This is a genomic window from Burkholderia cepacia (assembly GCF_001718835.1).
GTDB classification, from domain to species: domain Bacteria; phylum Pseudomonadota; class Gammaproteobacteria; order Burkholderiales; family Burkholderiaceae; genus Burkholderia; species Burkholderia cepacia_F.
Genome location: NZ_CP013443.1, coordinates 668,925 through 680,918, shown reverse-complemented (window position 1 = coordinate 680,918; position 11,994 = coordinate 668,925). Strand labels below are relative to the sequence as shown.

12 protein-coding genes and 1 pseudogene are annotated in these 11,994 nt (G+C 69.6%); 3 read left to right on the top strand and 10 right to left on the bottom strand.

Going from position 1 to position 11,994, the window contains the following annotated elements:
- Positions 1-191 precede the first annotated feature (191 nt).
- From WT26_RS06490 to WT26_RS06475, 4 genes are all read right to left on the bottom strand, one after another.
- On the bottom strand, positions 192-653 hold the full coding sequence (locus tag WT26_RS06490; protein ID WP_069272409.1) for an ExbD/TolR family protein: 462 nt from the start codon (positions 651-653) through the stop codon (positions 192-194).
- A 24-nt stretch (positions 654-677) separates the two neighbouring features.
- Entirely contained in the window at positions 678-1,346 is a 669-nt protein-coding gene (locus WT26_RS06485) for a MotA/TolQ/ExbB proton channel family protein (RefSeq protein WP_059528793.1), read from the bottom strand.
- A gap of 23 nt (positions 1,347-1,369) precedes the next feature.
- Positions 1,370-2,167: a 4-hydroxy-tetrahydrodipicolinate reductase gene (dapB, locus tag WT26_RS06480; protein WP_069272408.1), complete on the bottom strand. Its 798-nt coding sequence runs from the start codon at positions 2,165-2,167 to the stop codon at positions 1,370-1,372.
- 62 nt (positions 2,168-2,229) lie between these two features.
- Positions 2,230-3,027, bottom strand: a complete 798-nt coding sequence (locus WT26_RS06475) for an outer membrane protein assembly factor BamE (RefSeq protein ID WP_069272407.1) — start codon at positions 3,025-3,027, stop codon at positions 2,230-2,232.
- A 142-nt stretch (positions 3,028-3,169) separates the two neighbouring features.
- On the opposite strand from WT26_RS06475, the gene fur reads away from it, so the two are divergent.
- Positions 3,170-3,598 carry a ferric iron uptake transcriptional regulator gene (fur, locus tag WT26_RS06470; RefSeq protein ID WP_034182711.1) on the top strand — a complete coding sequence of 143 codons (429 nt, stop codon included), beginning with the start codon at positions 3,170-3,172 and terminating at the stop codon, positions 3,596-3,598.
- Between the two features lie 83 nt (positions 3,599-3,681).
- On the opposite strand, the gene WT26_RS06465 is transcribed toward fur, so the two are convergent.
- The 3 genes from WT26_RS06465 to WT26_RS06455 form a co-directional block, all read right to left on the bottom strand.
- Positions 3,682-4,206 carry an ureidoglycolate lyase gene (locus WT26_RS06465; protein WP_069273702.1) on the bottom strand — a complete coding sequence of 175 codons (525 nt, stop codon included), beginning with the start codon at positions 4,204-4,206 and terminating at the stop codon, positions 3,682-3,684.
- A gap of 14 nt (positions 4,207-4,220) precedes the next feature.
- Entirely contained in the window at positions 4,221-5,228 is a 1,008-nt protein-coding gene (gene alc / locus WT26_RS06460; protein ID WP_059528784.1) for an allantoicase, read from the bottom strand.
- Positions 5,229-5,334: 106 nt separating this feature from the next.
- On the bottom strand, positions 5,335-6,657 hold the full coding sequence (locus tag WT26_RS06455; RefSeq protein WP_059528780.1) for a C4-dicarboxylate transporter DctA: 1,323 nt from the start codon (positions 6,655-6,657) through the stop codon (positions 5,335-5,337).
- A 212-nt stretch (positions 6,658-6,869) separates the two neighbouring features.
- On the opposite strand from WT26_RS06455, the gene WT26_RS06450 reads away from it, so the two are divergent.
- Complete coding sequence (locus WT26_RS06450) at positions 6,870-7,592, top strand: FadR/GntR family transcriptional regulator (RefSeq protein WP_081333713.1); 723 nt, start codon at positions 6,870-6,872, stop codon at positions 7,590-7,592.
- A gap of 100 nt (positions 7,593-7,692) precedes the next feature.
- Here the strand turns inward: WT26_RS06450 and cynR are convergent.
- A pseudogene (cynR, locus tag WT26_RS06445) lies at positions 7,693-8,591 on the bottom strand (transcriptional regulator CynR).
- Positions 8,592-8,780: 189 nt separating this feature from the next.
- On the opposite strand from cynR, the gene WT26_RS06440 reads away from it, so the two are divergent.
- Positions 8,781-9,980 (top strand): MFS transporter, encoded by a 1,200-nt coding sequence (locus tag WT26_RS06440; protein WP_069272405.1) that lies wholly within the window; start codon positions 8,781-8,783, stop codon positions 9,978-9,980.
- Between the two features lie 88 nt (positions 9,981-10,068).
- On the opposite strand, the gene WT26_RS06435 is transcribed toward WT26_RS06440, so the two are convergent.
- Positions 10,069-11,127, bottom strand: a complete 1,059-nt coding sequence (locus WT26_RS06435) for an L-idonate 5-dehydrogenase (RefSeq protein WP_059528772.1) — start codon at positions 11,125-11,127, stop codon at positions 10,069-10,071.
- A gap of 11 nt (positions 11,128-11,138) precedes the next feature.
- Positions 11,139-11,912 (bottom strand): SDR family NAD(P)-dependent oxidoreductase, encoded by a 774-nt coding sequence (locus WT26_RS06430; RefSeq protein ID WP_059529692.1) that lies wholly within the window; start codon positions 11,910-11,912, stop codon positions 11,139-11,141.
- Positions 11,913-11,994 lie beyond the last annotated feature (82 nt).

The window sequence follows — 11,994 nt, the reverse complement described above, 5'->3', positions numbered from 1 at the left end:
TTCGGACTAGGCTTTAAGCGGCGCGACGGCGCGCGCGCAGGAGTGGATCGAAAATCGTGCTTGCCCGGATTGCCTGGGGCATTTCTGCCAACCGGGGAAAAACGGCAATTATACCGTCCGCGCCGGCCCGCACGGCCGGTCTCGCGGGTCGCGGCCCGTTCGCGCCGGCGGCGCGGCGGGCCCCGGCCCGCTCAGCGGTTCGCCGGCGCGGCAGGCAGCGCGGCGGAACCTCGCTGCGGCGTCGGCACGTCGGTCACGAAGCCGATCCGCGTGAGGCCGGCGGCCTGCGCGGCGCCCATCACCTGCGCAATCACGTCGTAGCGGGTCGCGCGCGACGCTCGCAGCCGCAGCTCGGGCGGCGCACCGCCCGCGGCGGCGGCCCGGAAGCGTGCGGGCAGCGCGTCGAGCGCCACCGGCGCGTCGTCCCAGTACAGCTTGCCCGCGTCGTCGATCGACAAGGTGACGGATTGCGGCGTGTCGCGCGCGACGCTGGCCGCGACCTTCGGCAGGTCGAGCCGGATCGCGTGCGTCATCAACGGCGCGGTGATGATGAAAATGACGAGCAGCACCAGCATCACGTCGATCAGCGGCGTCATGTTGATCTCCGCCATCGGCGCGGACGTCTTGTGGTGCTCGAGTCCGCCGAATGCCATGGTCGCTCCTCCGGAATGGGCGCGTCAGGCTTCCTGCGCGCACACGAACACGTGCAGGTCGCGCGCGAAACCGTCGAGTTCCTCGGCGAGCTGCCGCACGAGCCGCCCGAGGATGTTGTAGGCCAGTACCGCGGGAATCGCGACCACGAGCCCGAACGCGGTCATGATCAGCGCCTCGCCGACCGGCCCCGCGACGTTCTCGATCTGCGCCTGCCCGCTCGCGGCGATGCTGCCGAGCGCGTGGTAGATGCCCCACACGGTGCCGAGCAGCCCGACGAACGGCGCGGTGCTGCCGATCGACGCGAGCAGCACCTGGCCGAATTCGAGGCGCCGCTGCGAGCGCAGCATCGCGTGCCGCAACGCACGCAGCACGCGTTCGCTGCGCTCGACGCGCGCGGCCAGCGCGGCCGGGTCGTGGTCGTCGGCCGCATCGCGCGCGGCTTCGGCGAGCGGCACGAACACGCGCTCGCGATCGGCGCCGGCGAGCGCGGCGATGCCCGCGTCGAGCGACGGCGCGCGCCAGAACGCGGCGAGCGCGCGCGGCCCCTGCCGCTTCGCGCGGACCAGCAGCCAGGCTTTCATGAGGAGGAAGCACCAGCTGGCGACGGACATCGCCAGCAGCACATAAGCGACGGCATGCGTGATCGCATCGCCGCTTTCGAGGTAGTGGACAACGCCGGTGGGTATCGCCATCGGAGTTTCCCCGTGCCGTGGGGTCAGCGCAGGCCGAGCACGTCCTGCATGTCGAACAGGCCGGCGCCGCGCGCCGACAGGAAGCGGACCGCGCGCAACGCGCCCTGCGCATACGACACGCGGCTCGACGACTTGTGCGTGATCTCGATGCGCTCGCCGATCCCGGCGAACAGCACGGTGTGATCGCCGACGATGTCGCCGCCGCGCACCGCCGCGAAGCCGATCGACGACGGATCGCGTTCGCCCGTCACGCCGTGGCGGCCGTACACCGCGCAATCGTCGAGCGAGCGCCCGAGCGCGCCGGCGACCGCCTCGCCCATCATCAGCGCGGTGCCCGACGGCGCATCGACCTTGTGGCGGTGATGCGCCTCGATGATCTCGATGTCGTAGCCGTGCGAGAAATGCTTCGCCGCGAATTCGAGCAGCTTCAGCGTGACGTTCACGCCGACGCTCATGTTCGCCGCGAACACGATGCCGATCTTGCCCGCCGCGGCCTGCAGTTCGGCCTTCTGCTCGGCGGTGAAGCCGGTCGTGCCGATCACGAGCTTCACGTCGTGGCGCAGCGCGGCCTCGATATGGGCCATCGTGCCTTCCGGACGCGTGAAGTCGATCAGGTAGTCGGCCTGCGTGAACACGGCGTCGAGATCGGCGGTCAGCCTGACCCCGGTTTCCTTGCCGAGGAACGCGCCGGCGTCCTGGCCGAGGAACGGCGAATCGGCGCGATCGAGCGCGCCGACGAGCTGCGCGTCGGAATCGTTGAGAACGGCTTCGATCAGCATCCGGCCCATACGGCCCGATGCGCCGGCAATCGCAATCTTCATGGCTTTCTACACGACAGGTCTAAAGGCGGGCGGCGCATGCCGCCCTGTTTCCGCGCCCGGGCTTACTGCGCCGGCGCGGTGAGCGGCTGGTTCTGCAGCGTGTCGGAGCCTTGCGGGCCGACCGGCGGCGACGCCTCGTTCGACGCGTTCGGCGGCGGCGGACGATGGAACTGGAACTGCGGCTGGATCGCCGGAACCGCGCCCGGCGGCTGGCCGCCCGGCACCGGCGCACCGCCGGCAGCCTGCGTGGACGGCGTGAACCGCCGCGAGGACCCGCCCTGCCCGGACACCTGGTTGGTCGCGCGGTTCGCCGCGCGGGCGGCCTGCGCGTTCGCATCCTGGTCGGCGACGGCGCCGGCGCTCGCCGCTTCCGGCACCACGACCGCCACCGGTGCGGCAGCCGTCTGCCCCGCGCTCGCGCCGCTCGCGGCAGCGGCGGTCGCAGCCGCCTGCTTCGCCTTCTTGCCGCCACGGTCGCCGTCGATGTCGGCCAGCAGGTCGAGTTCGGAAGGCAGGTTGTCCGCCCCCGTCCAGCCCGCGACGCGATCGCCCGAGAACGTCACGACGAGATCGCGCTGCTGGACGACCGCCGTCGAGCCGCGCTTGAAGTAGAAGAGGTAATCCCAGCGGTCGGCGTGGAACATGTCCGCCAGCAGCGGGGTGCCGAGCAGCGCGCGTACCTGCTCGCGCGACATGCCGACCTGCAGCTGCGAGGCTTTCTCCTGCGACACGAAGTTGCCTTGCACGACGGTGATCCGGTAGGGGGTGATGCTCTGCGCGATGCGCTGCGTCACGCTGTCGTACGACGAACAACCAGCCAGCGCGGCAACGGCGGCGGCAGCGATGATGACACTCCGCATGCGGCTCCTCTGAAAGTGCGAAAGAGATTCTGGAATCATTTCCCTCACCGTGCAGGCCCGCGTCGCAGGCCGCGCGTGTTTCTGGAACGGCGAAAAGCCGGTAACATTGAAGCCCTGCATTGTACTCTAGGGATGCCTAGCCATGACCAATCCGACGGATCTCAAGAATATCGGGCTAAAGGCCACCCTACCGCGCCTCAAGATTCTCGAGATCTTCCAGCAAAGCCCGGTGCGCCATCTGACGGCGGAAGACGTCTACCGGAACCTGCTCAACGAGCAGCTCGACATCGGGCTCGCCACCGTCTACCGCGTGCTGACGCAGTTCGAGCAGGCCGGCCTGCTGTCGCGCAGCAACTTCGAATCCGGCAAGGCCGTGTTCGAACTGAACGAAGGCTCGCACCACGACCACCTCGTGTGCCTCGATTGCGGCCGGGTCGAGGAATTCTTCGACGCGGAGATCGAAGGCCGCCAGCAGGCGATCGCGAAGGAGCGCGGCTTCCGGCTCCAGGAGCACTCGCTCGCGATGTACGGTTCGTGCACGACCGAGAACTGCCCGCACCGCAAGCACTGATCCGCGCGCACGCGCATGCGAGACGGCCCGCCCGGCATTGCGCCGGGCGGGCCGTCGTCTTTTGGGGCGCGTTCCGGCGCCGGTCAGGCCGCGCTTGCGCAGGCCGGCGCGAGTTCGAGCCGCCAGGCGCCGTCGAGCGGGATTTCGTCGCAGTTCGGCTGCGGGCCGCCGCGATCGACGATCACGAAATCGCTGACCGCATCGAGCGCGAGCAGCGGATGGTGCCAGACGCCCTTCGCATAGTTCACGCCCTGCCAGCCTTCCGCGAGGAACGCGCGCATCGCGTCGGGCCGGAACTCGCCGGCCGGCGCGACGACGATCGCGTAACGCGATACCGCCGCGAGCGGGATGAACGCCTGGCTGCCGTGCGGATGGCGCTCCATCAGCGTGAGCGCGACCGGCAGCGCGCGCGGCTGCGCGCGGAACACGCTGACGAGCGGGCGGCCGCCGTCCGCGCACACGTCGATCGTCGCGAGATCGTGGAAGCGCTCGGTCGTGCCGCCGTTGATCGGGAAATGCCGCGCGCCTTCGAGCGCGATCACGTCGCCGAACGGCGCGAACGCTTCGCGGGTCAGGCGCTCGACGCGCAGGATGCGGGATCCGCTCATGCCGTTGCCCTCCTTCAAGCCGGCTCGCCCCACAGACGCAGGCGCGACACGCCGCCGTCCGGGAAGATGTTGAAACGCACGTGCGTGACGGGCCCGAGCGCCGCAAGCTGGTCGAACGTGTGGACGTGGTCCATCGACAGCTTCTGCTCGCCGAGCAGTTCGGCCCAGAACATCGCCTGCGTGACGAGCGAATCGTCGGTGCCGCCCGCCACCGATGCGGCCTGCAGCGAGCAGCGGTCGGGGAAATTGCCCTTGAAGAACGCGGTGTCGACCTCGACGCGCCGGATGATGCCCGGCCGCGCGAGCGCGACGATCGCCCAGTCGTTGCCCGGCTCGCGGCGGCGCCGCGTTTCCCAGCCGTCGCCCATGTTCGCGCCGCGACCCGGCATCAGCATCTGCGATGCCGGGCCGAAGTGCTGGTTGTTCGCGGCCACCAGGTAGCCGCCGTTCTCGATCGCCGCGAGATCGACGAGCTCGCCGGCCGGCACCCGGCGCCAGTCGCGCTGCGGCTGGCCGTACACGCGCAGCCGCGCGAGGCCGCCGTCCGGGTACAGGTTCACGCGCAGGTGCGTATAAGGTTGCGCATCGTCGACGCTCACGTAGTGATGCGAATTGCCCTGCAGCGTCGTCGCCGGGACGATCGTGCGCCATTCGGCGTTGTCGGACGGCGTGTCGCCTTCGGCGACGCATGCGTCGATCGACGCGGCCGGCGGGAAGTTGCCGGTGAAATGGCTCGTGTCGAGGTCGACGCCGTGAATCACGCCCGGCCGCGCGAGCCGCACCACGCAGAAGTCGTGGCCGGTCGTGCGCTTGCGGCGCGTTTCCCAGCCGTCCATCCACTTGCCGTGGTCGTCGTACTTGCCGGGGATGAACACGGCCGGCTCGGGATTCAGCATGCGTTCCTTCGGCGCGAAGAATTCGTCGCTGGCGAAGAGCGCTTGCGCCCCGAGGCGCGGGTCGGCGAGGTTCATGTAACGCCGCGTAAACGCCGGCGCATCCGGGTCGAGGATGGGGGCTGCCATGTCGTCTCCTGAAGTTCGATGAAGGGCCGGCGCGTCGAGGCGCCGGCCACATGAATGCCAAGTGTGCGGGGCAGCCCGGGGCAAGGCCGCCCGCGCGGGGTTGCGCTCAGAGCGCGTGAGCCTGGTCGCCGGCGACCGGCGCCGCGCGGTCTTCCTCTTCAGCCGGCACGTAGCGCAGCTCGCGGTTCAGCACGCGCTTCGCGCGGGCCCGGTCGATGTCGTTCTCCCACACCGCGACGACGACCGTCGCGACGCAGTTGCCGATCAGGTTGGTCAGCGCGCGGGCGATGCCGACGAACCAGTCGACCGGCAGGATCAGCACGAGGCCGAGCACGGGAATCGCGGGGATCGCCGACAGCGTCGCCGCGAGGATCACGATCGCCGAGCCCGGGATCCCGTGCGCACCCTTCGACGTGACGAGCGACACCAGCAGCACGACGATCAGGTCATGCGTCGACAGCGGCGTGTTGGTGGCCTGCGCGATGAACAGCACGGCAAGCGTCAGGTAGATCGAGAAGCCGTCGAGGTTGAACGAATAGCCGGTCGGGATCACGAGGCCGACCGTCGAATCCTTCACGCCCATGTATTCGAGCTTGCGCATCACCTGCGGCAGCACCGCGTCCGACGACGCCGTGCCGAGCACGATCGACAGTTCCTCGCGCAGGTAGCGGATCAGCTTGAACACCGAGAAGCCCGCGAGCCGCATCACCACGCCGAGCACGACCGTGACGAACACGAAGCAGCTCAGGTAGAACACCGCGACCAGGTAGCCGAGCTGCTTGAGCGACGCGACGCCGTACTTGCCGGTCGTGAACGCGATCGCGCCGAGCACGCCGAGCGGCGCGAGCTTGATGATGAAGCCGATGATCCGGAAGAACACGTGCGACAGTTCCTCGATCAGCGCGTTGACGCGTTGCGCCTTGTCGCCGAGCAGCGACAGCGCGGAACCGAACAGCACCGCGAACACGAGGATCTGCAGGATGTCGCCCTTCGCGAACGCGTCGATCGCGGTCTCGGGGATGATCTTCATCAGGTAGCCGGCCGTGTCCTTCAGGCTTTCGGCGTTCTTCGCGTACGACGCGAGCGACGACGCGTCGAGCGAGCGCAGGTCGATGTTCATCCCGACGCCCGGGCGCGTGAGCCACGCGAGCACGAGGCCGATGCCGAGCGCGAGCGTCGTCATCACCTCGAAGTAGATGACGGCCTTCAGGCCGACCCGGCCGACCTTCTTCAGGTCGCCCGCGTTCGCCATCCCGCTGACCACGACGCAGAACACGATCGGCCCGATCACCATCTTGATGAGCTTGAGGAAGCCGTCGCCGAGCGGTCGCAACGACTCGGCGAAATGCGGGAAGAACGCGCCGAGCGCGATCCCCAGGACTAGTGCGACGACTACCCGGCCAAACAGCGAATTGAGGAATTTCGACACGGCGCTCTCCCGATCCAACGGTTGCAGTTTCGTCTGTTCATACTGGTAAGACCAGTGATGTTATGGTGGATAGTAGGAAGCCGATATAGTGGCGTCAAGGACGGACAAAATAGGGATTTCCCACCCCTCCCCGTCCGCCCGAAACGCACCGGACAGGGGCAGATCGTGGCTTTCCCGTAGGGCGTTCGTGCACCGCCTGCGTGCGGATTACAATGCCGGTCAGACCGGCCAAAGTTCATCTCATGAAAAACGTTCCGCATACCGTGACCGACGCCGCCATCGCGACGATCCGCGACCGGATCGAGGCAGGCGTGTATCCGGTCGGCAGCCTGCTGCCGGCCCAGCGCCAGCTCTCCGAGGAGCTGGAGATCAGCCGCGCGTCGCTGCGCGAGGCGCTGTCGACGCTCGAGGCGCTCGGGATGCTGCGCATCCGCGCGGGCAAGGGCGTGTATGTCGAAAGCGCGCAGGCCACGGCCGCGCATGCCTGGCGGTTCGCCGAGCAGTCGTCGCCGCCCGATACGTACCAGATGCGCTATGCGCTCGAAGGGTTCGCCGCGCGAATGGCCGCGCACGTCGTCACCGACGACGACATCGCGTGGTTCGAGGACAACCTCGCCGACCTGCACGTCGCGCTCACCGAAAGCGCGCTCGACGCGGCATCGCAGCTCGACTTCGACTTCCACATGCGGATCATCCATCTCGCGGGCAACGCGGCGATCGAATCGATCCTGCGCAGCAGCGCCGACATCATGAAGGAAAGCCAGCGCATGCCGTTCTACCGGCGCGAGCTGCTGCTGTCGACGTGGCACGAGCACCGCGCGATCGTCGACGCGCTGATCGCACGCGATGCGGCCGCCGCGGGCACCGCGATCGAAACGCACATCGCGAACGCCGCGCAGCGCGCGGGCATGTACTTCCCGACGCCGGGCGCCTGAGCGGCCGCTCGGCCGGGCGTTCCGCCTTTGCGGCGCGCTTCAGTCTTTGCGGTCTCCGCGCGCGTTCCGGCCAAAATCCACCAACGTCGATCAACGTCCGCTAACGCCCGCGCGCCGGCGCATCGCCATGCGCGAGCGTGCGCTCGATGAACGCGCGCGCCGCGACGCTGCGGTACGCGCCCTTGCGCGTCAGCAGCGCAGCCGTGCGCGCGGGCAGCGGCGGATCGATCTCCAGCGCGCACAGGTCGGCACTCTCGCGCGCGACCGCGTCGGGCAGCACCGTCGCGAGCCGGCCGCACCGCACGAGCTCGAGAATCGCGTTGATCGCGTTCACCTCGATCGCGATGCGCGGCCGCGCGCCGTGCTCGATGAAATAGCGGTCGATGCTCTCGCGCGTCGCGAACGCGCGGCTGAGCAGCACCAGCGGCTCGCCGCCGAGCTCGGCCGGCGTCAGCGCGCGGCGGCGCCGCGCAAGACGGTGCGTGCGGCCCGTCACGAGCGCGAGCGGCTCGTCCCACAGCGGCAGTGCGTCGATGTCCGGCAGCCGGGCGGCGGCATGAACGCGAAGCCCGCGTCGAGCCGGTCGTCGGCGAGCAGCGCCTCGATGCGTTCCTGCGGCATCGCGTCGATCGTCAGCGCGACGTTCGGGTACGCAGTGTTGAACGCATCGACGAGCGAGCCGCTCAGGTAGGCCGCGAAGGTCGGCATCATCGCGAGCCGCAACGACCCGCTGCCGAGACCGGCGACGTCGTGCAGCGCGCGCTGCCCCGTATCGAGTTCATGCAGCGCGGCGCGCGCGTGGCGCGCATAGACCTCGCCGAACTCGGTGAGCTGCACCGTGCGGCCCGAGCGGTCGAACAGCTGCACGCCGAGCGTGTCCTCGAGCTGGCGGACCTGCTGCGACAGCGTCGGCTGCGATACGTGCAGCGCGTCGGCCGCGCGCGTGAAACTGCGCTGCTCGGCGACGGCCAGGAAATAGCGGATGTGGCGGAGTAGCATCGCGAATCAGGTATTGGTTTGGCCAATCGAAACCATAACAAGCCAGTCTTGGACGCTATGGCCGGATGTCCGCATCATACGCGCTTCCCTACCGGCACGCCGTGCCCGCCCGCCGCATCGGCGCGGCCCGCGAACGCGGCAACCGCGCCGGCCCGTTTCCCGTAACCCGCGCCGCCGATTTCCGGAAAGATGAACCCGCACCACGACACCCACCCCGCCCTGACGCGCGGCATGACGCTGCTGTTCGCGTGCGCGTGCGGCATCGTCATCGGCAACATCTACTACGCGCAGCCGCTGCTCGCCGCGATCGCGCACAGCTTCGGCCGCGCGCCGACCGAACTCGGCTATCTCGTCACGCTGACGCAGCTCGGTTATGCGGCGAGCCTGCTGCTGATCGTCCCGCTCGGCGACGCTGTCAACCGCCACACGCTGATCGTGCGGCTGCTGATGCTCAACGTCGTCGCGCTGGCGGGCGTCGCGTGCAGCACGAACTTCCATGCATTCATCGCCGCGAACGTCGCGGTCGGCTTCGTCACCTGTTCGACGCAGTTGCTGGTGCCGTTCGCGGCGTCGCTCGCCGACGCGCGCTCGCGCGGCCGCGCGGTCGGCACCGTCATGAGCGGGCTGCTGCTCGGCATCCTGCTCGCGCGCGTGGCGGCCGGTGCGATCGCCGACGGGCTCGGCTGGCGGGCGGTGTACGGCATCGCCGCGGCGATGGTGTTCGTGCTGACGGTCGTGCTCGCCGTGAAGCTGCCGAAGGATCGCCGCGACGCGCGCCTCGACTATGCGGCGCTGATGAAGTCGCTCGTCGCGCTGGTGCGCGCGCAACCGCTGATCGCGCTGCGCTCCACCTACGGCGCGCTCGTGTTCGCGTGCTTCAGCCTGCTGTGGACGGGCCTCACGTTCCTGCTGAGCCAGCCGCCGTACAGCTATTCCGAAGGGCAGATCGGCCTGTTCGGCGTCGTCGGCGCGGTAGGCGCGCTCGCGGCGACGTCGGCCGGCAGGCTGGTCGATCGCGGACACGGCAATGCGGCGACGGGGCTGTTCGCGGCGGCCGTGCTCGCGTCGTTCGCGCTGATCGCGGCCGGCGCGCACTCGCTCGCGGCGCTGATCGCGGGCATCCTGCTGCTCGACGTCGGCGTGCAGGGGATGCACATCTCGAACCAGAGCGTGATCTATGCGCTGGCCGGCAACGCGCGCAGCCGCGTGACGACGATCTACCTGACGAGCTACTTCATCGGCGGCGCGCTCGGGTCGTTCGCGGCGAGCGTCGCGTACGGCATCGACGGCTGGCGCGGCGTGTGCGTCGCGGGCGCGGCGCTCGCGGGCGTGCTGATCGCACTCTGGCTTGCGTCGCAGCGCGTCGGCGCAAGGCAGGCGCCGCAGTAGCGCGACGCCCGCCGGCGGGACGCAATCCGTCGCGGGATCGCGCAGGAGCGGATGGCGGCCGCCCGACCACTCATCCGCCCTGCCGGCGTCACGCAGCCTCGCCCGCGAAATCGATCAGCACCTTCATCGCGCGCTGCCGGTCGCCGGCCAGTTCGAACGCGAGGTTCGCGTCGCGCACCGGGAACACGCGCGTGACGGCCGGCCGCAGGTCGACGCGTCCCGCATTGATGAGCTGCACCGCGAGCGCGAATTCCGCATGGAAGCGGAACGAACCGCAGATCGACAGCTCCTTCGCGACCACGACGTTCTGCGGCAGGCTGACGTCGCCGCCGAGCCCGAGCTGCACGACGACCCCGCGCGGACGCATCACGTCCAGCCCGTCGCGCAGCGCGCGCGCATTGCCCGAACACTCGATCATCACGTCGAACGTGCCCTTGTCGGCGCTGTAGCGCTCGACCCAACCGGCGTCGGCCGCCGCGTTGATCGTGCGGTCGGCGCCGAGCGCGCCCGCCACTTCCAGCGGCGCCTCGACGACGTCGGTCGCGACGATCTCCGCCGCGCCGTGCACGCGCGCCGCCGCGACGGCGAGCACGCCGATCGGCCCGCAGCCCGACACGAGCACGCGCTTGCCGATCAGCGAGCCCGCGCGCGACACCGCATGCAGACCGACCGCGAACGGTTCGGCAAGCGCCGCGAGCGACATCGGCACGTGATCGGCAACCTTCACGCACTGCGCCGCGTTGCACACGAGCGCGTCGCGGAATGCGCCCTGCACGTGCGGCATCCGCATCGCGCTGCCGTAGAAGCGCATGTCGAGGCACTGGTTCGGCAACCCTTCCAGGCAGTAGCGGCACGCACCGCACGGCCGGCTCGGATTGACCGTGACGCGATCGCCGACCTTCACCGACGTCACGTCCGGCGCGACTTCCGCGACGGTGCCGGCGACCTCGTGACCGAGCACCATCGGCTGCTGCAGCCGGATCGCACCGAAGCCGCCGTGCCGGAAGTAATGGAGATCGGAGCCGCAGATGCCGCCCATCGCGACATCGACGCGCACCTGCCCCGGGCCGATCTCGCCCGTGTCCTGCTCTTCCACCCGCAGGTCGTTCGGCCCGTGGATCACGACACACATGCAACGCATCCGCATGATGGTTCTCCTTATACGGCGCTGGTCAGGCCGCCGTCGACGAACAGCGTCTGGCCGTTCACGAAATCGGACGCGGCCGACGCGAGGAAGATCGCCGCCCCGCACAGCTCGTCGACGCGCCCCCAGCGGCCGGCCGGCGTGCGCTTGCACAGCCAGTCGGAGAACGCCGCGTCGTCGACCAGCGCGCGGTTGAGTTCGGTTTCGAAATAGCCGGGGGCGAGGCCGTTCGCCTGGATGCCGTGGCGCGCCCAGTCGGCGCACATCCCTTTCGTCAGCATCCGCACCGCGCCCTTGGTCGCCGCATACGGTGCGATCGTCGGCCGCGCGAGTTCGCTCTGCACCGAGCAGATGTTGATGATCTTCCCGCGGCCGCGCGCGATCATGTGCCGCGCCACCGCCTGCGCGACGTTGAACACGCCGTCGAGGTTCACGCGCATCAGTGCCTGCCAGTCGTCGGGTTCGAATGCGTCGAGCGGCGCGCGGCGCTGGATGCCCGCGTTGTTCACGAGGATGTCGATCGCGCCGACGCGCGCCTCGAAATCGTCGACCGCCGCACGCACCTGCGCGTGCTCGGCGACGTCGAAGACCGCGTAGTCGGCCGCGAAGCCTTCCTCGCGCAGGTGCCGCACGAGCGTCGCGGCCTTCTCCTCATTGCGATCGTTGATGACGATCGCCGCGCCGGCTTCGGCCAGCCCGCGGGCGAGCGTCAGCCCGATCCCGCGTCCGGAACCGGTAATCAGTGCGCGGCGGCCGTCGAGGCGGAACCGTTCGAGCGCGTGGGTCATGCATGTCTCCTCGTGCCAGTCGAGCCGGCGGCCCATCGCGGCCGGTCTCGCGTTGACGGTATCTTCGGCCGCCGGCCGGGCC